Source organism: Edaphobacter sp. 4G125 (assembly GCF_014274685.1).
GTDB lineage: Bacteria > Acidobacteriota > Terriglobia > Terriglobales > Acidobacteriaceae > Edaphobacter.
This window is the reverse complement of sequence record NZ_CP060393.1, coordinates 845155-870051: the sequence shown is the minus strand read 5'-3', so window position 1 is coordinate 870051 and position 24897 is coordinate 845155. Positions and strand designations below refer to the sequence as shown.

Here is a 24897-nt window from a genome sequence, read left to right as displayed (position 1 = left end):
TCATTCCGAGTGGAGCGGAGTCGAGGAATCTGTACCTTCCTCCCCCTCGGGACTGCTGCTGACGCACTCACTCGCAAGGACTCGTCGCAAGCACCTTCAGGCTAGTCTTTCGTGGGGGGCAGAGACGTACAAGACCCTCTATAATAGATAGAGAGAAATCATGGCAGACGATCAGAACCCCCAGCTCCCGCTCGGCTCCAACCCCGACAACCCAAATGGCTCAGACAGCACAATTAAGGGCCCCGGTGCGGCGCTGCTCCTCCCTATCAATATTGAAGACGAGATGCGCCGGTCGTATCTCGACTACTCCATGTCCGTCATTATCGGACGTGCCCTTCCTGACGTTCGTGACGGACTCAAGCCCGTACATCGCCGTATCCTCTACGGAATGCAGGAGATGGGCCTCCAGTACAACAAAAAATACACCAAGTCCGCCAAGGTCGTCGGCCACGTCATGGGTAATTACCATCCCCATGGCGACTCTGCCATCTACGACGCCATGGTCCGCCTCGCACAGGACTTCTCCCTCCGCTACCCCCTCGTAGACGGCCAGGGCAACTTCGGCTCCATCGACGGCGACCCACCTGCGGCCATGCGTTACACCGAGTCGCGCCTCACCCGCCTCGCCGGCGAGATGCTCTCCGACATTGATTCCGACACCGTCGACTTCGCCCCCAACTACGACGAGTCTACGCAAGAACCCACCGTCCTCCCGGCGCGCATCCCCAATCTCATCGTCAATGGCGGCAACGGCATCGCCGTCGGTATGGCGACCAACATCCCGCCGCACAACCTCACCGAGGTCATCAACGCGGCCATCTCCTTAATCAATAAGGAGAAGACCGACAACCGCCGCGACATTCAGCTCGTCCTCGAACACGTCAAAGGACCCGACTTCCCCACCGGCGGCTATCTCTACGGACGCGCCGGAATCGCCCAGACCTACGCCACCGGCCGCGGACGTTTCATCATGCGCGCCAAAGTCGGCACCGAGAACATCTCCGGCGGACGTCAGGCCATCGTCGTCACCGAGATCCCCTACCAGGTCAACAAGGCCAACCTCATCAAGCGCATCGCCGAGCTCGCCAACGAAAAGGTCATCGACGACATCTCTGACGTCCGCGACGAATCCGACCGCGACGGCATGCGTATCGTCATCGAGCTCAAGCGTGGAGCCGAGCAGCAGATCGTCCTCAATCAGCTCTTCAAGCACACCCCCATGCAGGAGAGCTTCTCCATGATCTTCCTCGCCGTGCACAACGGCCAGCCGAAGGTCCTGCCACTCGACGAGGCCATCCGCGCCTTCATCGAGCACCGCATCGAAGTCGTCCGCCGCCGCACCGCCTTCCTGCTTGGCAAGGCCCGCGACCGCGAGCACATCCTGCTCGGCTATCAGATCGCGCTCGACCACCTCGACAACGTCATCAAGATCATCCGTCAGTCGTCCAGCCGCGCCGATGCCCGTGAGAACCTCTTCAGCTACTTCTCCAACAAACGCATCAACCTCCGCGGCACCGAACTCGCCGGCGTCAAACTCGACCCCGCGAAGTACTCCATCGACATGACCTTCTCGACCACCGGCACGCTGATCCTCAGCTACCGCCAGGTCGACGCCATCCTCGAACTGCAGCTCTATCGCCTCACCCAGCTCTCCATCGACGAGCTGCTCAACGAGCTCAAGAACGTCCGCGACAACATCGAAGAGTTCGAGTCCATCCTCGCCTCCGAAAAGAAGCTCCGCCGCGTCATCGTCAAGGAGCTCGAAGAGGTCCGCGACAAGTACGGCGACGAGCGCCGCACCCAGATCATCGACGAGACCACCGAGATCCAGCTCGAAGACCTCATCGCCGACGAGCAGGTCGCCGTCACCATCTCCAACACCGGCTACCTCAAGCGCACGCCCATCTCCACCTACCGCCAGCAGCGTCGCGGAGGCACAGGCCGTCTCGGCATGAAGACCCGCGAAGAGGACTTCGTCGCCCAGCTCATCGTCGAGTCCACCCACGCCTACCTGCTCTGCTTCACCAATACAGGACGCGTCTACTGGCTCAAGGTCTACGAGATCCCTGACGTCGGAGCTGCAGGCAAGGGCAAGGCGATGGCCTCGCTTCTCGCGCTCCAGCCCGGCGAAAAGGTCATCACCATCCTCGGCATCCGCGACCTCACCGAAGAGGGCAAGTTCATCCTCTTCGCCACCCGCGAAGGCACCGTCAAGAAGACCCCGCTCACCGACTTCTCCAACGTCATGAGCCGCGGCATCATCGCCATCAACATCGACAAGGACGACGAGCTCATCGCCTGCCGTGTCACCTCCGGCTCCGATGTCGTCTTCCTCGCCACCCACGACGGTATGGCCGTCCGCTTCTCCGAGTTCTATGACAAGGACTCCGAGAAGTCCGGCGGACTCCGCCCCATGGGCCGCAACGCCGCCGGCAACAAGGGCATCACCCTCAAGAAGGGCGACTACGTCATCGGACTCGCCGTCACGCCTTCGGCCGAGCAGCGCGCCCAGCGCCGCGACGAGCTCGCCGCCGAAAAGAACCTCATCAAGGAACTCGCCAAGGTCCGCGCCGAAATCGACTCCGTCAACGAAGCTCTCACCAAGGCCCGCGAGGCCGCCGGAGGAACCGAGGACGACAAGGTCAAGGCCGCCCGCAAGTCACGCGACGCCGCCTACGAGAAGCGCGACGATCTCGACGAGAAGCTCGGCCTCAGCCCCTGCCTCATCCTCTCTGTGACGGAGAACGGATTCGGCAAGCGTACCAATGTCGAGGAGTACCGCCTGCAGTCCCGCGGTGGCTCCGGCGTCATCAACATGAAAGCAACGGCGAAGACCGGCAAGGTCTCCTCTGTTCAGTTGGTCAACGACGCCAGCGAGCTGATGGCCATCTCGCAGTTCGGAAAGATCATCCGCATCGACACCAGCTCCATCCGCGCCGCCGGACGCTCCACCCAGGGAGTCAAACTCCTCAACCTGGAATCCGACGACAAGGTAGCCGCCGCCGTCGTCATCCCACCCGAGGAAGCTAAAACGGAACCAGAAACGGGAATGCTATTGCAGTAAAACTCAGGGCATGAATATCAGTCCGTCTGGCATATTCGAGATCCAATTGTCGCTCACCCGATGTGGGAAAAATCGATTTTTGTAATCACAAAAAAATATATCGCCCTATAAACCTGTGGTAATACTGATCACAATAAGCAAACAAAGCTTATGTGCAACTCATTTTTGCACTGCCTGATGTAATTGTTAGGTCCTGCTGCATCATGGATAATCCTAGGTCTCCTATCACTCCGAGAGAGGATTGCCACTATGCGCAAAATCTGCCTTGCGTTACTAGTCTTGTTAGTATCTTCAGTAGTTGCTTACAAGACCGTCCGAGGACAAAATTCGCCTGCGGTATTCACAATACCTATTTACGCTCAATACACAACAAACTCACTTTTGCGGCCATCTGCCGTTTACATTAGCCCCACAAATCCAAATTATCTATTCATTGCAGATAGCGGCCATAACCAGATCGACGTCTTTAACGCAGGCAGCTTGCAAATACTCGCAGGCGATGGAAACGCAGGCAATCAAGATGGTACGTTAGCATCCGCTAGATTCAACATTCCAACGGGAATTAGCGGCTGGGGATTTATTCAACGATGTGTAGGTGTTCCCTGCACACCGACTGTAAATCTTGATTTGATCGTTGTCGATGCGGGTAATAATGCCGTGCGCCGCATATGCAGAATTTATAGCATCGGAAACCCTTTTGTCCCTCCAACATGTCCCGCAACCGGTGTAGTCACTTCTTCTGGAGGGCAATCTGGTTATCAGGATGGAACGGGTGCACAAGCACGGTTCAGCTATCCAAGTTCGTTTGGATCGTCATATACATTACAGGGACAACTTATCGCCGATCTTGGCAATAATGCTCTTCGATCTGTTGATATAACTGGAAACACTGTCCAAACGGTCATTTCGTCAAATACTCCGGGATATCTAAACGGGCCCCTTGCAAACGCCCTGTTTCGTGGAATAACGAGCATGACAGCTACACCCGATAGCAGTCTACTTACAGATAGCGGCAATTTTGTTGTTAGAAAACTTGACCAATCGAACAACGTAACTACATTCGCAGGAAATGGTATTCAAGGTTACGTTGATGGTCCAGCAAACTCAGCAGAATTTGCGATGCCACTGAGTATTAAGTATAACGCAGCCGATGGAAACACCTACGTCGCTGATGCTCTGAATAACTGTATTCGTCGCATTGATCCTGCCGGAAATGTGTCTACTTATGCGGGCCAAGCTAATGGCGGATTGCAAGATGGTTCAAACTCACAAGCAATGTTTTCTCACCCCACCTCTATCGCTATATCAAATGGATTCATGTATGTAGCGGATGAGAACAATAACGCGATTCGACGCATTGACATGACCAATAACGTCGTTTCGACACTCATTCATTAATTCATATCTGAATCAAAAAACAGGTGGAGGGGGCATCATGAGAAAACGATACGTTTTATTTGCTACTGTATTCGTGTCATTTACATTACTGTTCTCAACCGGATGTTTTGAGGACCCGCCTTTCACAACGGGGGTCAGAATAAAGACCGTGGAACAAATCGGCGGTATTGGCAATTCACAGTTTCCAGTTCCAGGTGTTTCCTATAGTGGAGATATATCTGGCCCAGTAGGTGCTGGTAACACTGGAACCATTCCCCACATTGACGGAATAACTGGATCAGGCGGCCTAAGTGATAATCCAAAGGCTGAAACTGATGTAATATGGAACGTCATTACTATTTGGAATAGGGCTATACCACAATGTCCCGTTGGTCAAGGATCGTTTTATGTTCCAGGCGGAGGGGGAATAATAACTGCGATTTGTTTCCAATTTTAAAATTAACTATATGATGAGGCGACGAATACTTATCTCTGTCGCCTCATGTTTCTTTATGCTTTTTTTTGGTTGCAACCGACCGCACGGAACTGGACGTTATCTCATAAATGTTCTCGGAAATTCTCCGGGCAGCGATGCTGCATATGTTTATGATGCTCCGCGCAGTTCTCTCTCTCGCTTGTGCGGTGATAGTGCTAGAGATCGAATGCGGTGCTTTACTATCGCAACGGATGAAAAGATTAGCATCATAACCGCAAGCATCCTTCCAGAAACTGATATTTCTGATCTTTCAAAACTTAACCTAAGAATAGCGTTTCGAGGACGCGAGTCAATCGTAAAAAATCCAGTTAGTGGGAAGTGCAGTGTCCTTGATGTTTCCGTTTTACCTAACGGCACAGTTGTACTCGCGACGCTTTTCTCGCAAGACCTACATGCTTCAAGCATCTGGGGGTTATCACTCGAAACTTTAGGCTGGAAACAGTTGTCAGAATGGGAAACGCTTCCGAATTGGGTAACTCGGCCTGTGGCGATTACTGGCGCCAACCAAATTTTGTACCTCAAAGTAACACGTGAAGCGATGGGCCTCGCCAGTCATTTGCAAAGGTTGAACTTGTCAACAGGGCAATCTGAACAACTTTTCTCCGATCGACAGATTGCTTCTTTCGCGATTGGAGAACAAGGCAAGATTGCGCTTTGGTCACAACTTGGCCTCGAAATAATGGACGAAAAGTTCAACTCCTCGCTAATAGTGTCATCAAGTTTCTTAGAGCCAACTGATTCGATTCAACCTGGAAGTCTCGCATGGAATCTTCGTCACGACAAGATTGCTCTTTTAGTCACAGGCAGAAAAACAAATATTGTGAGACTCTATGAATTTGATCCCATCACTAAAGAAAATTCTCTGATACTGAGAAAAAAATTAGGATCACAGGTTTCAATTCAACAGCTCTATTAGAGGATCTGGGCGGGTGGGCCATACATTGAATCCAATCACGAATCGGGTGCCCCATTCATCGCGAAAAGCGATGAATGGGTTCCGCTCTGTCCTGAGTGCAGTCTAAGGGCCGGAGATGAAAGCCCTTAGTCGGAGCAACTCACACAACTCACTGCGCCTTCTCCACCGAACTCACCGAGCCATAATTCATATCTCCGGTATAAAGTGCATTCAGGGGAAGCCTCTTCCCTCTGGGCACCTTCGCAACCACCGTGACCGTCCCATCCACCAGCTTTCCGTCCACAAAGATATTCCAGCCGTGCAGGAAGTTCACCTTCCCCGTCGGCACTGGACCATCTCCGTTGGCCTTCACCACCGTATGCAGCCGCACCATCGAGCCTCCGGTGGCATCCGCAGGTTCGTAGCTGAACGTAATCTTCGGAACTTCCTTCGCCTTGATCACCGGAGCATTTGAGTTGACCATCGCATGCATCAGCGGCAGTCGGCCTCCTCCATGCTGTAGCGCAAACAGAACCGCCCCGCAGAACACCACCGACAGAAATCCGCCCCAAATCAGAAAACGAGTCTCCAGCGCCCGCACCTCCAGGCTCGCAAACGAAGGAATCCCCGCGCCCGGCTTCGCCACAGTCACTGCGCCCACCACCGTCGCCTCACGATACCCACGAATCCGGATTGCTCCCAGATCCAGCAGCAGATCGAGCCACAGCCGCGAGCGTCGCAGCCATCCTCGCTCATCCTCCATCCTGTCCCGAAACAGTTGCAGAGCCTCCTCGCCATAGTGGGCGCGAAACCGGCGGGGATAAAGACGTAGCAGCGCGCGATAGATTCGCTCAGACATACTCACCCTCCAGAAGCTTCTTCTTCGACCGCGCCACCCGCACCAGTTCCTCCAGCCGCTCCACCTCGTCGCGAACGCATCGCCGCCCCGCCAAAGTCAGCCGATAACAACGCCGCCGGTCCGCACTCTCGCGCTCGATCTCCTCAATGCATCCCGCCTCCAGCAAACTCTGGATCGAGCTGTACAAAGTACCCGGACCAAGCCGCATCCGCCCTGCCGTCTGCTCCGCAACATGACGCATAATCCCATAGCCGTGCGAATCCCCATCCACTAATGCCAGCAGGATCTGAAAAGCCGCCGAAGGTAAAGGGTCAAGAATCTTTTTGGGCATATCGCAACTCTCGTATCGATCGTCTTGTGAATATAAATCGATGATCGATATATCGATGAACGACTATAGCTCCACTCACCTCCTCCTGACAACCCTTTCTTTCATGCCTAAAAAGCTGTCAAGCCCTATTCCCAGATAAACCATGACCCACCAGCAACTTCCATTTGCAATTCGATGCTCCGAACTCTGTATGATTAAAAGAAGGTGGACTTGAACACGCCATGACTGCACAGCCTGTAGCGCCCGCCTTATTCAGAAGTGTCATTTCGACCGAAGGCCACAAGCCGCAGTGGAGAAATCCTCGAATTTCTTTACCGCAACTCACGTTGTTACAATAATTTACGGACAAAGTATTGCAACAGAAAGAGTTAACGAAGTCCTGGCTTAAGTGATTTGCTTCGAATACTTTGCACCATTTGATGGGGGGAGGGGGTCTTACTGTCCGCTTCTCGCCGCCCGAAGATCCTGCCCCAGCATCCGAGCCAGATCATTTGCCAGATCCGTTCCCTTTGGATCGGTATAGGTTCCGAGCTGCCCCTTCAGCTCTGCATCCGCCTTGCGAAACTCGTCGGTGCAAGGAGTCCCGGTCACATACGAGGCCGTATAACCGATCGTCCTCTTCCCGAGCGTCTGCTCCTGAATCACGACGTGCAGCGTCCGGTCCGCATTCGCCGCCGAATCCACTAGCTGCACCCCATTCACCCCGCCCAGCGCCTGGCGAATCTCCGACGCCCGCTGCCCCGACGCATCATCCCCCGAAACCGTCAGAAAAACTCGCGCCCCATCCGCCGGCAGAATCGCACAAGTCAAAACATGCCTTCGCGGATCGGTGGCATTGTTCTTCGCCGCCGTCACCAGCGCATCCAGCTGAGCCTTCGATAGTTTGTTCAGCCCCACCATCGTAAAGCTCCCCTGCTGAACTCCGAGATACTGCTGCACCTCTGGCGTCCACGCCGCCGCCCCCGGCTTGGCCGGAGCAGCCTTGGTCTTCCGGGCGGTCTGTGCCGGAAGGCTCTGGCTCAAAAAAACGACACTTGCAAGAAGGAATAAAGAAAGGCCTCGACTCATCGACCTCGACTCCATAATCTGAACTGATCTTTGGCCCCGGCAGGAAAGAAACAATGGCGATCAACCGCCATTTAGAACAGATGGAACAGCGATATACTCCTTCCACGCTCCCTCGTTCCCCTGCCCCTTGTCAAGTCCGGCATCCAAAGCTTATGGCGGCCTCTTCCACCTCCGCGCACCCCATCCGGACTCTTCGTGAGTACATCACCACGCTCGGAGCCGCTATCACCCTCTGTCTGGTTGACCCGAATACCAAGCATGTCCACCGTCTCCGCACGACCACCCGTCGCATCGAAGCACAACTTGCCCTGCTTGATCTCCTGCCCGGTATTCCAGACCACGCAAAGCTGGCTCGTAAAACCAAGCGAAGCCTCAAAAAACTTCGCCGTGCCGCTGGCGAAGTCCGTGACCTCGACGTCCAGATGGATCTCATCCAATCCATTGCAGACGAGAAACCAACTCAAGAGATCACAAAGGATTCCGAGAGCCTTCGCTCCAATCTCAAAAAGAATCGGAAAAGATCAGCAACGAAGCTGCGCCGACTACTCCAGAAGGAAAAGCTTGAACTAACGCTTCTTTTGAAAGATCTGCTCGATGCTCTGAAGTCTGCTGAGGTTCTCTCGCTTAGCTCTGCTCAACTCAAAAATCTTGCAAAGAACTGGTTCCACACTAACTTGCCAGTAGTCAGCGATGGAGAAGCAGACGCACCCGATCATCTGCACGACATTCGCAAAGTAGCGAAACTCACGCGCTACCTCGCAGAGAATGCTCCGAAGAAGGCTCGTGCAACACGCCAGCTCGCCCAATCCTTCGAAGACCTGCAACAGAGCGGAGGCGACTGGCACGACTGGCTAGTCCTTGCAGAAATTGCGAAGAAGGAGCTTGGATCATCTTCGCCTCTAGTCACTGAGCTATCGAACCGAAGCCATGCCGCGCTTGCAGCCTACAAGGAGCATCTGCACCGCATGCTTCCCTAAGGATCTTCCGATTCAGATGTCCTTCGTCGCAACCATATTCGTGGTTCGTTTCACTCTTGTCCTGCGCCGCATTGAGACGACCTTACGTTTTACCTTGCGAAGTGCCGCCCTTGCCCAGGCATAATCGCGAGCGAGAATAATAAGTCCCGCCAGCAGCAAAGGGATCCCAGGAATGACAGGAAGGATGCACCCAGCCACACCTGCCACAAGCAGACCCCATCCACCTGCTTTCCTGGCCCAGCTGTTCCGACCTGCCCCCACTGCTCCCATACTGCATTAGACGCCAGGGGAGTAAGGATTATCAGAATATTTTCAGTCGGCCGATGACTCTGCAACACGGCTTACACCCAGACCGCTCTGCGCACCTTCGGTTAACCGAAGAGTATACGGAACCCGCCTGATTACTTACGTGCGGAAGGGGTTCCCGATAAGGTAGGAGATGCTCTGGCGTTCCGCGTCCTCAGTATTCAGGATGCGCTCGAACGTCTTCACTACAGTTCTGTTGGCTGTCGCATCGCTGCTCCTCACGCCTGCGACTCTCTCTGCCACGACGCGGAAGGTGCATCATGCTGCCCGCAAAACCACTGCTTCTGCCACTTCAACAGGCGCATCCTCAAAGCGACGAAAGCCGCAAGTCAAAGCCACAACTGTTAATGCGCATAACCGCCATAAGGCAAAAGCAGTAGAGCGGACACCCGTAAAATCACACCGTGGCAAGCACGTAACAGAGGTCAGAACTGTCTCGTCGCGCGAGACTTCGAAGAGGCATCGCAAAGCCACCTCGGAGGATTTCGTAGCAGCTGCCAATGCCCACGCGAAGACGCCGAAGACCTCGTCTTCCAAAGCACTAAAGAGCGCGCCGGATTCAGCACCGGCGGATTCTCCCAAAGAGATCCAATCCGCTTCAAGCGAACAGCCATCCGGGACTGATTCAGAGAATGTTGCGAATGAGGTTTCCACTCCGATCATCCTGCCTACCCTGTACAACAAGCGCGGACGGCTGGTGGTTCCTCCGCCGCTGAAGGGAACGCGAGAGATCCTGGTCCGCCAGAACGTCGTTGCCGACCGCGATGGCCTGGAGAGAATTCAGGACGACAATGATCTCGTTCGAATGAGAGAGCAGCACCTGCTGGTAAGCCTTCCGGTAAGCCACGCCCTTACGGTGGATGATCGCCTACCGGGGAATCGCCGTTATAGCCGTCCGTGGACTGCACAGTTTCTGTCGACGCTGGCTCGGGCTCATTACGCGCGCTTCCACACCCCACTCCAGGTCAACTCCGCTGTTCGCACAGTCGAGTTTCAACAGCGGCTGATGCGCACCAACGGAAACGCCGCTCCCGCTGAGGGTGAAACAGCCTCACCTCATCTGACTGGACAGGCCGTCGATATCGCCAAGCATGGACTCTCGCTTACAGAAATTGCATGGCTGCGCGGCTATCTTCTACCGCTGATTCAACAGGGACGCATCGATGTCGAAGAAGAGTTTCAGCAGGCTTGCTTCCACATCAGTGTTTATAAGAAATACATGCCTTCAACCGGAGCTCCACGGCGCAGCATTGCTTCTAAACGTCATGGAGGCACCAGCGCGCTGGCTGCGGCGATCGACTAGAGAATCCTTCTGCCTTTCTTATAGAAGGCTCATAGCGAAAGCAGATCCTCCCCGTTAGGCAGACTCTGCGGCTACGCTCAGGATGACACCTCTGTTTTAGAGGGACAATAGCTCGTTCTATAGAAACTCGCGCTGACCGGTCTTCCAGCTACGGAAGGCGGCATCGAGAGCCAACATATTGTGTACGGCGTCCTCTCCCGTTGCAGCAAAAGGTTCGCTTCCCCGCATTGCTCCCGCGAAGCTATCGAGCATACGGGAGTACGCATCGGAGTTGGAGATCGTCATGGTTTCTACCGTCTCACCCGCCCGACGCAATACGATCTCGATGGGTCGGTCGACTGTAAGCCCATTCTCTGCGATCAGCACACCATCGCTTCCAGTAATCTCAACCAGGGTGCGATAAGGAGTTCGCGCGCTAACGGCAACACTGGCCAGCACACCTCCAGTCATCTGCATCTGCAACATGGCTGTTGCTTCCACCTGGTCTTCCGTAGCAGATTTCGTTGCCAACGTGCTTACACTCTCTACGTCCTGGCCCAGGATATAACGGAGAGCATCGATGCAATGCACGCCAACATCGCCGATAGGCCCTCCGCAAGCGAGGTTTGGGTCCTTGATCCACTTGCGAGGAGCACGGTCGGCAGGATAATCGAACTCGGCGCGTGCGAATTGCGGCTGACCGATCTTCCCCATCTGGATCTGCTCACGCATCCAGGCTAGGCTGCGGTTGTAGCGAAAGTTCTGCGCGACTCCATAGAGGATGCCAGCCTGCTTTGCGGCCTCGGCCATTTCGCGAGCTTGAGCCGCGTTCATCGCAACAGGCTTTTCGCACAGTACGGCTTTGCCGGAACGAATCACCATCAACGTATCCGCATAGTGCATCGCATCCGGAGAGGTAATAAAGACCGCATCGACTTCAGGCGAAGCACAAAGCTCCTCCGCCGAGGCAAAGCAGTACGGAATGCTGTATTCCGCGCAGTTCTTCTGGGCTGCATTCTGATCGCGCCGCCACATCCCGACCAGGCGCGTCTTCTCCGACTGAGCAAATGCAGGAAGTAGCCTGCGGACGGCATGCAACCCAAAGCCAAGGATTGCAAAACGAATCGTTGCAGTCATATAAATCCCCCTGAGCGCCAGAAGAAGCAGCTCCAACAGGCTAAGTACTGAATCTTTTGAAACAAGTACCGCAGGGGCTAAAGCCCCTCTTCCGATGCTCTATATGGCACGACGAAAGCCGTGCCCTTAACAAGGTTTTCAACAATTCGTAGAGTTGATTTCGTTAGTGAGCTTCGTTCTTGAAGATCTGTTCGGCGTAGAAGTTCTCGACCTTAGCCTGATCGCGCAACATCTCAAAGTAAGCGCTCTTCAGAAGCTGTGAACGAGCATCGCGAAGCTGCTGCCGAATGGCCTGCTGCACGCGCGGATCACTTAATTCGCGCTGGCCCGCAGGTTCCCGCGAGATCAACTTGTAGATGGCATATCCTGCCGGCTTTCTCGTCTGCGCATCGAGCAAGGGCAAAATATCGGTGATCTGCCCGGGTTTAAGCTTCATGATTGCGCTGTAAACTGCAGGGTCACCCTTCATCTGCGATTCGGCTACGAAGCCGATGTCTCCACCACTGGAGGAGGTCTCCGGGCGTTCAGAGAAGTTCATCGCAAGGGCTGCAAAGTCCTCTCCACTATCAAGTCTGTTCTTCAGCGCCTGAATCTTCTTTTTAGCCTCGGCGTCGTTCATGGCCTTGCTGTTCTGCAGATTGCCTGGCTGGTCCGAAGGAACGCTGGTGACCTGAATCTGCGCAAGATGATATTGAGTCTCCAGAAGATTGAACTCAGCCTTATGCGAATTGAAGTAATTCGATACATCGCTGTCGGTTACAGTAATCTTCGAGTCGATCTCTTTTGAGAGTAGCTTATTGATCGTAAGAGTCCGCCGGATGTCGTGCTTCACGTCGTCCAACGTGTGATTGCTGGCCTTCAGCTTTTCGTTGAACTGGTCCTCGGAATAGGGGGCCTTCATCTCCGTCAGTTTGGCATCGACCTCTTCATTGGTCGCCGTCAGGTTCATCTTGGCGGCGCGCTGTTCCACAATCTCTTCATCGATGAGCTGCCGCAGAACATTCAGCCGCAACGAGTCGGCTTGTTCGCGTGTGGGCTGCTGCTGCTGCGGAGTATCGCCAAGCTGTGATTGATAGGACTTATCCAGCTCGGCCTTCATGATTGCCTTGCCGTTGACCGTCGCCATTACATCGGCATTGTGCGCATGGTTGCAACCCACCAGCGCGGTGACCATAACCAGGGCCATGGGGCGCGACACGCGGGCCATGCAACGCATCGGAGTCGCACTCACTACTGAAGTCCAGATTTTCTTCACTTGCGAAATCTCCTCAATCTTCGTTATTCGCTAGATGTGCGGGCAGGTGGCTGCCCTGCTGTCGTGGCCGACGCATCCGGCGAAGGCACAGGAACAGGCGGTGGTGGCGTTTTCCCTGCGGCAACAAGCGCATTGTCGATCACCCGATAAACATATTCGATCGGCAGCGCTCCTTCAAATCGTTCGCCATTGATAAATAGCGCGGGGGTTGCCTCTACCCCAAGGTCGGACCCTATCTTCATGGATGCCCTCACAACCGAATCGTCCTGCTTTTCGATGCAGGCATTCAACATGGTCATGTTGACCTTCTGACGCTTGCCTTCCTCACGGGTCAAAGTATCCAGAGTTTCGTTGGCTTTGGCTACCGTTTTTTCTGATCCCCCGATCTCGGAGGAGTGTGCATGAATGTAGTCGACCACGTTCCAGTATCCGTCGTGGCTCTGTGCAGCAAGGCAGTTGATGTCGATCGCCGCGCGCATGGCCCAGGGGTGAATCTCAACCAAGGGGAAGTCGCGGTAGACAATGCGCACCTGGTCCTTATACCGCGCCTGTAGAGCCGGGAAGATCTGAGCGTGCATCTTTGCGCAGAATGGGCACTCCAGATCGTCAAAGCCTACGATCACCACAGGCGCATTCTCCGGACCTCCACGGGCTGGCCGACCATCCGCACTGACCATCTCCTTCGGGTCTTTGCTGATATCGAATTTATTGAACTGGGCCAGCGTCTTTCCATCCGTCGAGAGCAGGAAGGTCATCGGCCGGGTCGCCTTTCCATCTGAAGAAAAAGTGACCGTGATCTCGTCAAAACCCGGCACAGTACTCTTCGCGCGTGGTCCGATCAAGACGTCATAGTAAGGCGGAAGATTCGCCTTGGACCGAAGCATGATCTCCACTCGACGAGCGAGGTCGGGAGAGAGCTTTCCTTCCGTAGAAGAACTCTGCGCATGACAACCTGTGGCAGCCAGCAACAGGACAAACAGGAAGGGGCGAACCAGACGGGCAATATTCAACACAATACCTTTGATTATCTCACGCAGGGCCTGTTTCCCCTTTAGAAGAGCCTCTCGGCGCGGCGCAGGTTTCCGGCTGTTCCGATATTAGCCAGGGTGAAGTTAAAGCGGTAGGCATTCTCATTTCTAACCGATCCCAGCTGATACTTCTGGTACTCCACGCTCAATCCGCAACAGTCCCAGTTATATTGCACCTGCAGGGCTCCGTACTGGACCTGTGTACTGTTCAGATCGAGTCCCGTATTGGCGGCGATTCCAAATCCCCGCTTTGCCGGACCACCATAACCCAGCAAAATCCTGAGCTGCGAAAAATCCGATACAGCCGAAGAAAATCCGGCAATGTTGAAACGGCCAGGAGCATTCAGCCGAGCGTAGCTCAGACCAGAAAAAACCTGCCCCTCATGGAAGTTCACCAACACATTATTCGAGGTGAACTTCTTGGCACCGGTATCCAGGTCGAAGTTCCACTCCACATCGAAGTGATCGGAGGTCTTCCACCGCAGGCGCGAGATCAGAGGAGAGATATTGCGCGGTTCTGTCAGAAAAGCAATTCCGGAGAGCGCCAACGTGGTCTGGAAGATATTGCGACTGCGCGTAACGATTGCGCCGCCGAACGTTGGATCGAGGAAGTATTTCTGCGAGAGCCTCCAACTGAGAAACTCCCGGTTACCACAACCCGGTTGAGTCCCCACATACCCTGCGTCGGAAGCAGCACCATTACTTACGCCTCCCATGACGCCTGCCGCGGCAGCCCCGGTCCAGGCCGCGCTGCCGGCAGCATCGTCTTTCGGCTCAGAACATGGCTCGCTGGATTCGCTGGATTTCTGTCGCAGGAATAACCTCTGGGTTACTCCGTACTCCACCTCGTTGGTATTGCTGACCACATCGATATCGTCAAAACGAAGCAGGCGCCGGAAGTTATCGACACCGCGCACCAGATGATACGCTGCTATCGGTTCGATGGTGTGCTTCACATCCGAAGCAAAGAGTTTGTGGACCAGGGGCGAAGTAAATGTCCGTTCCAATACGGGAGCCCGAGCCTCCACGCTCACCTCAACATCGCCACGATTGATTCCCTCTCCGCTTTCCACTGGAGTCGAGGAGTTGGGCCGGAGTTCTCTGCTTCTCGTGTAAATCGTGTCCCGCACCGCAACAGAAGGACGCAGATGCCATCCCCCTGCGTTGAGCGGGAGGGAGATCTTCGGATGGACATCAAACCGGTGGGTCAGGCCAGTCGTCGAGAAGTTCGGCTGGACGCGCTTCAGAGATGCAACGGAACTTTCAACGCTCCACAAGAGAGGCGATTCTCCCAGTCTATGCTCAGTGCTAAACAGGTCGACCGATGGAGAGTGGAAGATACGGATCTGGCGCTCGGGAGTGGTTGTTGTGGCTGCTCCCTTCAGTCCCTGGTAACGGTCTGCACGCATCGACCAGGCATAGCCATCGGCATTATGCACGGCATAGCCAATCGACAGGATGTCGCTCGACACCGCCTGGTTGAAGTTCTCCGTGAACGCCTCGCGATACGGATAGGAGCTCAGATACTCCAGATCGGCGACAAAGCGTGTCTGTGGGCTGAGATCATATCGTCCAGAGAAAACCACATCCTGGCCACCCTGGTTCACATATTGACCGCCGGTCACATACCCTCGATCCCATAGGGCACTATAGTGCGCCAGGACAAAGTTATTCCCCAAACCGCGATACCGGAAGGTCGCCGACTGCTGCCATCCACGTTTAGAGAAATACTCCACTCCGACGGTCATGTCCGCGCTGCGGCCCAGGGAAACGTAGATCTGCTCTCCCAGGATCATGCCACGGGTCGAAGACTCGCCGATCACAGGAATCAGCAGGCCAGTCTGCCGCTGTTCCCCCACAACCGGATGCGTCACATACGGTAGATAAACCAGAGGGATATTAATGACGCGAAAGACACTGTTTCTGGCAGTCGCCTTCCCTTCGGCAATACTGAACTTACCGGCAAACAGCTGCCAGTCCGGATTCGGCATCTGGCATGAAGTCACCGAACCGCCATACACGTCATACGACTGTGGTCCGGTCTTAACGACTACCTTACCTTCAAACAGGAAGGGCTGGCCGTTGTCATAGATAGGTCTCGCCCCAGGGCGAAGGCCAACGGAGCCCTTCACATCGAAGAAGCGGCCCGTCTGCGTCTTCATGTTCATGGTTCCGTGGCTGGCAGATATGCTCTCGTTGTTCTGACCACCTGAGACTTTCAGATGCCCATTCGCATTCAGTTCGCCCGTATCGCTGTCGTAGTCGATGTGATCGGCTTCGATTCGGCGGTCCTTGTACGTGATGACAACATCGCCATCCAGCGTGTACCGGTTTCCGGTCTTGGTCTGTGGGCCTGAGCTCTCGATCACTACCATGGAGCCATCGTCTGACGCGGGCAGGACAATGGCATCGGGATAGTGATTCTCAAGCGCGCTAGGTCCATCCGGAAGGCTTGCCTCCACCGTTGAAGCCTGAGGTTCCTGATTCGACAACGCCTGCGCCCGTAACTGTGGATGACTCAGAGCCATCCACATGATAGTTATCAGAATATAAACGCTCTCCAGACCTACAAACCATCGAGGTCTCGAGGAGCCTGCCGTAGCAGAAAATCTGCTACGTCGGGCAAAGGCATATGGCTTTCGGGCCCTCATTACCGGTTCGTTTGGATCAAGACGTATCAGACTTACCACCACTCTCTATTGAGGCTAACCGAATTTCACTCTGTGCGGGTTTGAGGTTTTCAAAGAAATGAGCGCGGAACGAAAGATACAAACCGTCGAAGGCGCCATCGCCGAAGCCGAGGCCCCACAGGAGCCATTCGTGCTACGTCAGCAGGTTGCAGAGCGCCTGGCTGCCCATCGCTCCCGGCGCCCGCAGACGGTCGAATCCGAACAGCCCAGCTCCGAGGGTAGGTCGCGAGGGCGAAACTCCAAAATTGCAGCCGCAGTTGCCGAACGTTATGCCCACTCCAAGAGCTACCGGGACTTTTTGGCCGAAGAAGCTGAGCGGACAGTTCGCGAGGCGGAAGAAGCCGCCCGGCAGGCAGAAGCGGCAGCCGCGATAGCGGCGCGAAACGCCGAAGCTGTCGCGCAGGCACAGTTCAACCTTCTGGCCGAATTGGATCAGTATGCAGATGAAACCCATCCTGCTCCATCTCTTTCTCGCCCTTCGCGGCAGGAGGGGCCTCGTCCTGTTCCGCAGGAAGACCTGACTCCGGAACTGAACTTCGATGTGCCGGCTATACCAGTTCCTCCGGTTTTTACGGTCCGTTTGGCCAACGATCTCCATCTGCCGGCCAGCGATGCAGTAAAACCGGTCTTCCGCGCTCATCGAGCGGAAGAGGTTCTGGAGAACGATACTGTTCTCGCTGATCCTTCGGAGTTTCTTTCCCTGGATGAAGAGATCGCATTCCGGCAGGATCCAACCTTTGACCCTATCGAGCCCCCCGTAGAGATCCCCGGAAATCTGATCGAGTTTCCGCGGCAGCTCGTGGCTCCACGCAAAGCGCGTCCCCGTCTGGCAGAGGGTCCTCTGCGCGAGGAGATCGAGTCTTCGTCGCTGTCTCAGCTCCGCATCTTTGAGGTGGAGGCCGAGCAGATCTCACAGGAGCCCGTCGCGGAGAACTCGGCGCCGGAGTGGACCTCCATCCTGTTGGATGCCCAGCCCCGCTCCCTCGCTACCGAATCAGCTGCTGCAGAAATCGCTTTCTACGCTCCAGTCACAGAACCCTATGCTGCGCAGCATCTCCAGTACTCCGAGGAGACGCAGCATCTTTATACAACACCTCTTGCGGTCGCTCCGCTCGATCTGCGCCTGATGTCCGCGATGGTGGATGGCTGCATTATCCTGGCGGCTTCTGTGGTTTTTGCGGCGGTCGCCGTCCTGACCGCGACCAGACTTTCTCCAGGCCCCCTGCATATGCCCCTGACCAATGCGGCAATCTCGTCCGTCGGAGCGATTGTGCTTCTGGGCTTCTTCTACCAGATGCTCTTCTTTACGTTCTCGAACTCTACGCCGGGGATGCGCTATGCCCACATCGGGCTCTGCACCTTCTCGGACGAGAACCCGTCGCGTGCAGCGATGCGCCGCCGCATCCTCTCCCTTGCGCTCTCCTCAGCATCGCTTGGGTTGGGAGTTCTGTGGGCGCTGCTCGATGAGGAACGTCTCGGCTGGCATGATCGCATCTCGCGTATGTACCAACGAAGCTATTAGGCTCATTCCTCAATGGTTCAGTTACAAGGCGACTCCAAAACGGTCACCTGCCCAGGCCAATTTGCGCTGAAAACCATCGCTGTTCAACTGGATAAAGCTCTTGTCCTATGAGAACGCGTGTTTAGCGACTCCAGCGACCTCGAAGAAAGTCATAGAAGCTCATCGCCTCTTCGGCGTTGACCTCAACATCAGGATGAATGCATCCCGATCATCCAGGTGCTCTCATGCTTTCATCTAGAAGACAAAAGCGGCTGCGCTCTTTAGCGCAGCCGCTTCTCTTGAAGCAGTGACGTTGGTTAGAAGGTGGTCGATACCGTCAGACGGAAGGTCTTTCTCGGCTCACGCAGCGTGTAGTCTGCGCCGTAATACTGTAGCGCCTGGAGGTACGAGAACTGGCCTGCGCCAGAGTCGGGGAAGAAGCTTCGGAACGTTGCGGGATCGGTCGCCAGCGCCTGGGGAACATCCTTGTACAGGCGAAGCGAGTTGTACGCATAGAAGATGCGGAAGGGAGCATTCACGATAGGAAGAATGACCTGGAGCTCCGCACCATTGGACATGCGGGGAACGTAGTTGGTTCCAGGCACCACGCGCAGCGGGTTGGGGAACGAGACTTGTTTCCCGCCAAAGCAGGCGCCATTGACCACCGTCGGGCAGCCATACATTGGGCTCGACATCTCCTGCTGGCCGGCGATGCTCTGGCGAAGCTGGTTGGGCCATACATCGAAGGTCATGTTGAAGTCGGTGAAGAAGGCAAACGTCACCTGGTTGATGATCGGAATCCTGTACTCGACGTTCGCGGTCACGCTGGTGTCGCCACCGATAGAAACCAGACGATAGATGGGCAGCGGGATCTGCACATTTCCGAGGGCCGGATTGGACGGATCGCGAGGAACTACTGTGCCATCGGGATTCGTCAGGTTGAACATGATCTTCGTCGGAATAAACGTGTACGGCGAGGTGGAGCGGACATCGAACCCGCGGACGTCCATTTCGCCGCCGGAGTAGATACGGTTCTGCGGGGGCGCAACCTCTCCACCGAAGCCCGCAATATGCGATGCCTGGATACGATATCCCAGAACGTTGTGTCCGTCACGACTCACCTTGAGATTGTGCATCGGGAAGTACTGACGCCAAGCCACGACCGGCTGGATATACTTCACGTTTCCACCGGCACCCGCAATCGCAAAAGCCGCATTGAGGTCCTTACCGGAGTGCGGCCCCACAGCGCGGTCCAGACTGGAGAACGTAAAGCTGGGAGTGATGACGGAACTAATGATGCCACTCAGCTGGTTCTGCCCCTGAACGCCGGAACGAAACGCCAGCGTCTGGAAGACGTTGCGCGTATTGTCGTTGAACGTGGTAACCGAAGAACGCGAGAGCGCATACGAGACACCAACGCGAGTTACACCGGAACGGGCGAAAAGGTGACGCAACGGCTGGCTGACCGAGACGGTCATACCTGTCTGGGACTGGTTATAGTTCGTCAACAACGACTGCTGTGCAGTCGTCAGATTCTGGCTAAGGTTATTCGCAATGGAATACCCCTTCGCCGGATTGAAGTCGTACTTGCTGGTAAAAACCTGGATACCGAGCGAGATCGGCTTGTTGCGGAAGTAAGGTTCGGTAAACCCGAAGCTCAGGTTGCGCTGCAGGTCGCCGATATTGGCCTGCACCGAGAGCGTCTCACCCAGACCGAGGAAGTTGTTGGTCTCGTAGTTGAGGCCAATGAAGGAGCCGGAGAGACCGCTGAGACCTCCGTTCAGACCGATGGAGTTCTTTCCCTTCTCCTTAAGCTTCAGCAGCAGGTCGACGGTGGAATCGTCCGTGTTCTGACGACTCTCGGAGTCCTGATCCACCTTGAGCGTCTCGAAGTAGTTCAGCTGGTTCAGACGCATGATCGACATCTCCCAGAGCTGGGAGTTGTAAACCTGTCCTTCTTCCAGAAGAAGCTCGCGGCGAATAACTTTGTCACGGGTAATACTGTTGCCCTGGAACTCGATCCGGGAAACATAGAATGGCTTACCCTCGTCGATGTCGATATCAAGATAGATCAGCTTCTTTGCCTCGTCGATCCGTGGGACGGGGCTTGCGACCATGTTGATATATCCACCCTGACCATAGGCCTTGCGCAACTGATCCAGCCCTTTGCCGAACATGGTCGCGTTGAACCACTCGCCATCCTTCTCGGCAAATTGTGCGCGCAGCGCCTTGGTATTCGGGTAGTTCTTATTGCCCTTGAAGGTGATGCCACCCAGCCGATACCGTTCGCCTTCTTCTACCGGCATCAGGATATCGACACGCTTGCCCTTGGAAGGACGCAGCGTGAATGGATTCAGGCCACCTGCATCGCGAACATGCGTGCTGGGCTCACTGGTCAATGCTTTGAAGTAGCCTCGATCACGATATGCCTGACGGACGCGCTCCGTATCCTCATCTAACTTAGTGGCATCGAAGGTACGAGCAAAAAGATTCTCCAGGATGATCGAGTGCGGAACTCCGATCGGTTTGAGGTTCTTCATCGCATTCCGCAGAGTGCGATCGGAGACATTGTTATTTCCGTCAAACTGAATCTTGCCGACCTTTACCGTCGGACCTTCCTTCACCGAGAAGGTCAGCGACACCGCCGCCGGAGGAATCGTCTTGACCTCGGTCCGGATGGTCGCAAACTGGTGGCCGTGCGCAGCCAGCAGCTCTTTCAGGACGACCTCGGCCCGCTTGATCTTGGTGGGATCATACTGACTCTCCACCGAAAGACCGACCTTGGCCTTCTTGAGGGCGTCCATAATATCGGACTGCGAGACGGCGTTTATGCCCTTGTAGTTAATCTCTCGGATCGTGGGCTTCTCGCGGACATAGATCACCAACTGAACGCATTTCTCACTATTAACCCGCTCAATGCGAACGTCATCGAAGTAGCCGGTATTCCAGAGAGAGTTGAAGTCGCGCTCAACGACCTGGGGATCGTACAGATCTCCCTGGTGCGAGAATAGACGCGCCAACACAGACTCTTTCGGAATTCTGCGGTTGCCGACGACCTGCGGCTGGCAGAGCGTCTGGGCTTCAGAACCGACCGCCTGCGCCCTTGCCGACGGAACCACGGCAACCACAGAGGCGATCGACAACACCGCCAAAGCGGCACGGGACACGGCGTAAGCGATGCGGGAGCAGCTGGAGCGCGTGCACACAGGCCTGGACATTCTCTTCAGGGAGCTTCCGCTCTCTCGATCTACGGTAAAGATACGCACACCCTCACTGCTGACTGAAAATCACACCCCGCAGGTTCCTCATGGGGGAGTCTTGATTATATGGGAGCGCAAGCGACCTTAGCGAGTTCCTGTCCAGCTTCTCGAAAAGGAAGCCTCCGTTTTCTCATTCACTTCGCCCAGCTGGTACAACCTGCCTCCCTCGCAGACCTTAGCGATGCGGCCTGCCCGCGCCCGCCAGAACCGCCGCAAAGACGCTGCTGTCCACGTTCCCGCCCCCTAGAATAGTGCCAACCCGAGCACCGCCATGAGGTCGGTCCTGCAGCAGCCCAGCCAGTCCCACCGCGCCCGCTCCCTCGGCGACGTTGTGGGTATCTGCAAAGTAATACCGCATCGCTGCCTCCACCTCGGCGTCCTCCACCTCAAGGACGCGGTCGGTTCCCTCGCGGACCACCTCGACCGCAGCAATATCCGGCTTCCTGCATGCCACACCATCGGCTATCCGTGTCGCCACCGGATGTTCGACCACACATCCTGCCGCATAGGACAGAGCAAAGGCCGGGGCATGCTTCGAGACAACGCCAACGATCTTCGTCCTCAATCCAAGGGCATTTCGAACCGCGATCATGCCGCTGATGCCAGACCCCATACCGATGGGCACATACACGGTATCCAGTCCAGGAGCCGAGGAAAGGAATTCAAGCGCGGCTGTAGCGACTCCCGTCACCAGGAGCCGGTGATAGCTCGGGACCCAGTGCCAGCCGTTTTCTCGCTCCAGTTTTACAGCGTATTCAAGGGCGGCCTGGAAATCCTCGCCCTCTTCGATCAGTTCCGCGCCCAGCTCGCGCATGGCACGGTTTTTCTCAGCGCTGTTGCCATGAGGAACCACAATCACGGAACGAATCCCGCTGCGCGTCGCAGCCAGCGCAATGGACTGACCATGATTGCCCCGCGTTGCCGTGACGACAGTCGTAATCTCCGGATGCTCGCGTTGGAGCCAGTCCATATAGACCAGACCGCCGCGAATCTTGAAGGCTCCGACAGGAGAGTGATTTTCGTGCTTGACCCAAACTTCGGCTCCTGCACGCTCGCTCAGGAGCGGCCAACGGTACTGTGGCGTCTGCGGCATAGTGCGATACACAAGCTCTGCCGCCTGACGAATCTCTTCAAGGCCAGGCAATCCGTTTTTCATGAAATTTCTCCGTTTAGTCGATCCGATGCAGTCAGGGTGACTTTTGCTTCGGAATCTATCGGCTCGAAGTCTTTGCGACCTTCCGAACCTCAACCAGAACCGAATAAAAGGTCGCTCCGCCACCGATGTCCGTCAGCCGCTCACTGGTCAGCACATTGACATTCGATCCGCCGCGCGACAACTTGTTCCATGCGAGTTTTGCAGCCACAACGCCTGTGCCCACCTGTCCATCGACATGCGCGCGTAACTTGATACTGCCTCGCGCATTGAAGACCTCGACCTCGTCACCACTCGCAATCCCCCGAAGTTCCGCATCCGAAGCATGCATCTCGAGCACGCCTGCGGTCTTGACCTCCATACGCTGGTGCGATGGGAGATTGGCAAAGGTCGAATTCATATAGTTGTCCGCCTTGCGCGCAAGCAACTCGAGCGGGTACTGCGCTGCATTGGCGCGAGACTCCGTCGGGGCCCGAAAGACAGGAACCGGCGTCAGTTCGCCGCGACCCGATGGCGTGCGGAACCACTCCGGAGTCGAGAACGGCAATACATTCCCTTCCTCGCTCTGCGGCATCAACACGCGCACACGACTCTCTCGCTCCAGCCGCTCCCGTGTGATGCCACGGAACCAGGGATTCTCCGTTGCCAAAGTCTGGTCAATCAACTCGTCTTCACGATCATCGAAGCAGGCTTCAGGAAATCCCATTCTTCGGCCAAGCTCGCCAAAGAGACGCACATTGTTCCGAGCCTCACCCAGAGGAGCAATCGCCTGCTGCGAGATCTGCACGTAAAGATGTCCGTAGGCTCCCTGCACGTCCTTCGTCTCCAGAAAGGTTGGGGCAGGCAACACAATATCCGCGTAGTCAGTTGTATCGGTCAGGAACTGTTCGTGGACAACCATAAACAGGTCAGCGCGCCGCATCCCGCGCAGAACATCGTTTTGGTTGGGGGCAACCGCGCCAGGATTCGAGTTATAGACAAAAAGTGCCTTCACCGGCGGACCGCCAACGCCAGCATCGGGCGACGTCAGTGCTTCGCCAAGCTGGTTCATGTTGATGATGCGCGCCGCGCGTCCCAGCGGACTGGCCTGCATCAATTGCGGCATCTGCAACGCCGCCGACTGGAATGGAAACGAGCCGGAAGTCGAAAGTTGCAGACCGCCACCCACATACTGCCAAGCCCCGGTCAGCAGCGGGAGCATCGCTACAGCCCTCGTCGCCGTTCCGCCGTTTTCGCTGCGCTGAATCCCATAGTTCAGACGAATCGCTGCGGGGCGAATACCATTCCGTCCACTTTGCGCATACTGTCGGGCCAACCGTTCAATCGTCTCGGCAGCAATGCCGGTCACCTTTGCAACCGCCTCCGGAGAGTGTTCGGGCCTCAGCACATGCGCCTTCAACTCGGCAAAGCCTTGAGTGCAGCGCTCGATGTATTCGCGGTCTTCCAGCCCCTCACGCACGATCACATGCATCAGCCCCAATGCAAATGCAGTGTCGGTACCGGGATGGATCGCCAGGTGTTCATCGGCTAAAGCCGCAGTGCGTGTCTTATATGGGTCAATGACAATTAGCCGTGCGCCGCGACGGCGGGCCTCTTCGATAAAGGGCCACAGGTGAATATTGTTGCCATGAATATTCGCGCCCCAGGCGAAGATCAGTCCTGCATGAACGAAATCCTCAGGAGCGGTCCCCAGGCGAATCCCATAGACGCTGGTTAGCGCAGCTCCTCCCGCCGCGGAGCAGATCGTCCGGTCAAGTTGCGAAGCTCCCAGACGATAGAAGAAGCGACGATCCATCGAACCATACCCGAGCTGGCCAATGGTTCCTGCATAGCTATAAGGAAGAATGCTCTCCGGTCCGTACTCTGCAGCGATTGCCTTCAATCGTGTTGCGATCTCGTCCAGCGCCTCGTCCCACGTAATTCTTTCAAAGACTTCGAATTCTGTTCCTTGCCGCACAGGTCCTTTGGGAACCCCGGCTCGACGGCGCATGGGATATAGCAACCGCTGTGGCGAATAGACGCGGTCAAGATACTTCGCAACCTTGCCGCACAGGAATCCCCGGGTAACCGGATGCTCGGGATCGCCCTGAATCTTCGTAGCGCGGCCAGTGAGCTCATCAACGGTCACCAGCACGGCACATGAATCCGGGCAGTCATGCGAACAGACTGCGCGAACCACGCGGGTATTCGGACTCTCCGCCATGCATCTATTCTATGC

At 55.7% G+C, this 24897-nt stretch carries 18 protein-coding genes; 7 read left to right on the top strand and 11 right to left on the bottom strand.

Features of this window, described 5'->3' with window-relative positions:
* Positions 1–160: 160 nt before the first annotated feature.
* From gyrA to H7846_RS03520, 4 genes are all read left to right on the top strand, one after another.
* Positions 161–3064 carry a DNA gyrase subunit A gene (gyrA, locus tag H7846_RS03535; RefSeq protein WP_186695158.1) on the top strand — a complete coding sequence of 968 codons (2904 nt, stop codon included), beginning with the start codon at positions 161–163 and terminating at the stop codon, positions 3062–3064.
* Between the two features lie 249 nt (positions 3065–3313).
* A complete protein-coding gene (locus H7846_RS03530; RefSeq protein WP_186695157.1) occupies positions 3314–4462 on the top strand; it encodes an NHL repeat-containing protein in 1149 nt (382 codons plus the stop codon).
* A gap of 37 nt (positions 4463–4499) precedes the next feature.
* On the top strand, positions 4500–4898 hold the full coding sequence (locus H7846_RS03525; protein ID WP_186695156.1) for a hypothetical protein: 399 nt from the start codon (positions 4500–4502) through the stop codon (positions 4896–4898).
* Positions 4899–5103: 205 nt separating this feature from the next.
* Positions 5104–5853: a hypothetical protein gene (locus H7846_RS03520; protein ID WP_186695155.1), complete on the top strand. Its 750-nt coding sequence runs from the start codon at positions 5104–5106 to the stop codon at positions 5851–5853.
* A gap of 148 nt (positions 5854–6001) precedes the next feature.
* Here H7846_RS03520 and H7846_RS03515 read toward each other — a convergent pair whose 3' ends face one another.
* The 3 genes from H7846_RS03515 to H7846_RS03505 form a co-directional block, all read right to left on the bottom strand.
* Complete coding sequence (locus H7846_RS03515; protein ID WP_186695154.1) at positions 6002–6691, bottom strand: Ig-like domain repeat protein; 690 nt, start codon at positions 6689–6691, stop codon at positions 6002–6004.
* Entirely contained in the window at positions 6684–7022 is a 339-nt protein-coding gene (locus tag H7846_RS03510) for a PadR family transcriptional regulator (RefSeq protein WP_186695153.1), read from the bottom strand. The genes H7846_RS03515 and H7846_RS03510 overlap by 8 nt, the downstream gene beginning before the upstream one ends.
* Before the next feature lie 435 nt (positions 7023–7457).
* On the bottom strand, positions 7458–8090 hold the full coding sequence (locus tag H7846_RS03505; protein ID WP_186695152.1) for an LPS-assembly lipoprotein LptE: 633 nt from the start codon (positions 8088–8090) through the stop codon (positions 7458–7460).
* 53 nt (positions 8091–8143) lie between these two features.
* On the opposite strand from H7846_RS03505, the gene H7846_RS03500 reads away from it, so the two are divergent.
* A complete protein-coding gene (locus H7846_RS03500; protein WP_186695151.1) occupies positions 8144–9067 on the top strand; it encodes a CHAD domain-containing protein in 924 nt (307 codons plus the stop codon).
* Between the two features lie 12 nt (positions 9068–9079).
* Here H7846_RS03500 and H7846_RS18095 read toward each other — a convergent pair whose 3' ends face one another.
* Positions 9080–9337 (bottom strand): PGPGW domain-containing protein, encoded by a 258-nt coding sequence (locus H7846_RS18095; protein ID WP_370561334.1) that lies wholly within the window; start codon positions 9335–9337, stop codon positions 9080–9082.
* Positions 9338–9506: 169 nt separating this feature from the next.
* On the opposite strand from H7846_RS18095, the gene H7846_RS03490 reads away from it, so the two are divergent.
* Positions 9507–10676, top strand: coding sequence for a DUF5715 family protein (locus tag H7846_RS03490; protein ID WP_186695149.1), 1170 nt, complete (start codon positions 9507–9509; stop codon positions 10674–10676).
* 117 nt (positions 10677–10793) lie between these two features.
* Here H7846_RS03490 and H7846_RS03485 read toward each other — a convergent pair whose 3' ends face one another.
* The 4 genes from H7846_RS03485 to H7846_RS03470 all read right to left on the bottom strand — a co-directional run bounded on the left by H7846_RS03485 (position 10794) and on the right by H7846_RS03470 (position 16603).
* Positions 10794–11792: a Gfo/Idh/MocA family protein gene (locus tag H7846_RS03485; protein WP_186695148.1), complete on the bottom strand. Its 999-nt coding sequence runs from the start codon at positions 11790–11792 to the stop codon at positions 10794–10796.
* Positions 11793–11955: 163 nt separating this feature from the next.
* On the bottom strand, positions 11956–13047 hold the full coding sequence (locus H7846_RS03480; protein WP_255460825.1) for a SurA N-terminal domain-containing protein: 1092 nt from the start codon (positions 13045–13047) through the stop codon (positions 11956–11958).
* A 23-nt stretch (positions 13048–13070) separates the two neighbouring features.
* Positions 13071–14060 carry a DsbA family protein gene (locus H7846_RS03475; RefSeq protein ID WP_255460824.1) on the bottom strand — a complete coding sequence of 330 codons (990 nt, stop codon included), beginning with the start codon at positions 14058–14060 and terminating at the stop codon, positions 13071–13073.
* Between the two features lie 38 nt (positions 14061–14098).
* Positions 14099–16603, bottom strand: coding sequence for an LPS-assembly protein LptD (locus H7846_RS03470; protein ID WP_255460823.1), 2505 nt, complete (start codon positions 16601–16603; stop codon positions 14099–14101).
* 220 nt (positions 16604–16823) lie between these two features.
* Between H7846_RS03470 and H7846_RS03465 the strand changes: the two genes are divergently transcribed.
* Positions 16824–18287 (top strand): RDD family protein, encoded by a 1464-nt coding sequence (locus H7846_RS03465; RefSeq protein ID WP_186695146.1) that lies wholly within the window; start codon positions 16824–16826, stop codon positions 18285–18287.
* A 296-nt stretch (positions 18288–18583) separates the two neighbouring features.
* On the opposite strand, the gene bamA is transcribed toward H7846_RS03465, so the two are convergent.
* The 3 genes from bamA to H7846_RS03450 all read right to left on the bottom strand — a co-directional run bounded on the left by bamA (position 18584) and on the right by H7846_RS03450 (position 24882).
* Positions 18584–21484, bottom strand: a complete 2901-nt coding sequence (bamA, locus tag H7846_RS03460; RefSeq protein ID WP_186695145.1) for an outer membrane protein assembly factor BamA — start codon at positions 21482–21484, stop codon at positions 18584–18586.
* 217 nt (positions 21485–21701) lie between these two features.
* Positions 21702–22682: a threonine dehydratase gene (locus tag H7846_RS03455; RefSeq protein WP_186695144.1), complete on the bottom strand. Its 981-nt coding sequence runs from the start codon at positions 22680–22682 to the stop codon at positions 21702–21704.
* A gap of 55 nt (positions 22683–22737) precedes the next feature.
* The gene (locus tag H7846_RS03450; RefSeq protein ID WP_186695143.1) at positions 22738–24882 is read right to left on the bottom strand and encodes a molybdopterin-containing oxidoreductase family protein; all 2145 of its coding nucleotides are present in this window, start codon (positions 24880–24882) and stop codon (positions 22738–22740) included.
* Positions 24883–24897: the final 15 nt, after the last annotated feature.

What these genes read in the sequence shown, in the direction of transcription:
- gyrA (WP_186695158.1), top strand. Translation starts at nt 161, where the DNA reads ATGGCAGACGATCAGAACCCCCAGCTCCCGCTCGGCTCCAACCCCGAC.
- H7846_RS03530 (WP_186695157.1), top strand. Translation starts at nt 3,314, where the DNA reads ATGCGCAAAATCTGCCTTGCGTTACTAGTCTTGTTAGTATCTTCAGTA.
- H7846_RS03525 (WP_186695156.1), top strand. Translation starts at nt 4,500, where the DNA reads ATGAGAAAACGATACGTTTTATTTGCTACTGTATTCGTGTCATTTACA.
- H7846_RS03520 (WP_186695155.1), top strand. Translation starts at nt 5,104, where the DNA reads ATGCGGTGCTTTACTATCGCAACGGATGAAAAGATTAGCATCATAACC.
- H7846_RS03515 (WP_186695154.1), bottom strand. Translation starts at nt 6,691, where the DNA reads ATGTCTGAGCGAATCTATCGCGCGCTGCTACGTCTTTATCCCCGCCGG.
- H7846_RS03510 (WP_186695153.1), bottom strand. Translation starts at nt 7,022, where the DNA reads ATGCCCAAAAAGATTCTTGACCCTTTACCTTCGGCGGCTTTTCAGATC.
- H7846_RS03505 (WP_186695152.1), bottom strand. Translation starts at nt 8,090, where the DNA reads ATGAGTCGAGGCCTTTCTTTATTCCTTCTTGCAAGTGTCGTTTTTTTG.
- H7846_RS03500 (WP_186695151.1), top strand. Translation starts at nt 8,144, where the DNA reads ATGGCGATCAACCGCCATTTAGAACAGATGGAACAGCGATATACTCCT.
- H7846_RS18095 (WP_370561334.1), bottom strand. Translation starts at nt 9,337, where the DNA reads ATGGGAGCAGTGGGGGCAGGTCGGAACAGCTGGGCCAGGAAAGCAGGT.
- H7846_RS03490 (WP_186695149.1), top strand. Translation starts at nt 9,507, where the DNA reads ATGCTCTGGCGTTCCGCGTCCTCAGTATTCAGGATGCGCTCGAACGTC.
- H7846_RS03485 (WP_186695148.1), bottom strand. Translation starts at nt 11,792, where the DNA reads ATGACTGCAACGATTCGTTTTGCAATCCTTGGCTTTGGGTTGCATGCC.
- H7846_RS03470 (WP_255460823.1), bottom strand. Translation starts at nt 16,603, where the DNA reads ATGGCTCTGAGTCATCCACAGTTACGGGCGCAGGCGTTGTCGAATCAG.
- H7846_RS03465 (WP_186695146.1), top strand. Translation starts at nt 16,824, where the DNA reads ATGAGCGCGGAACGAAAGATACAAACCGTCGAAGGCGCCATCGCCGAA.
- bamA (WP_186695145.1), bottom strand. Translation starts at nt 21,484, where the DNA reads ATGTCCAGGCCTGTGTGCACGCGCTCCAGCTGCTCCCGCATCGCTTAC.
- H7846_RS03455 (WP_186695144.1), bottom strand. Translation starts at nt 22,682, where the DNA reads ATGAAAAACGGATTGCCTGGCCTTGAAGAGATTCGTCAGGCGGCAGAG.
- H7846_RS03450 (WP_186695143.1), bottom strand. Translation starts at nt 24,882, where the DNA reads ATGGCGGAGAGTCCGAATACCCGCGTGGTTCGCGCAGTCTGTTCGCAT.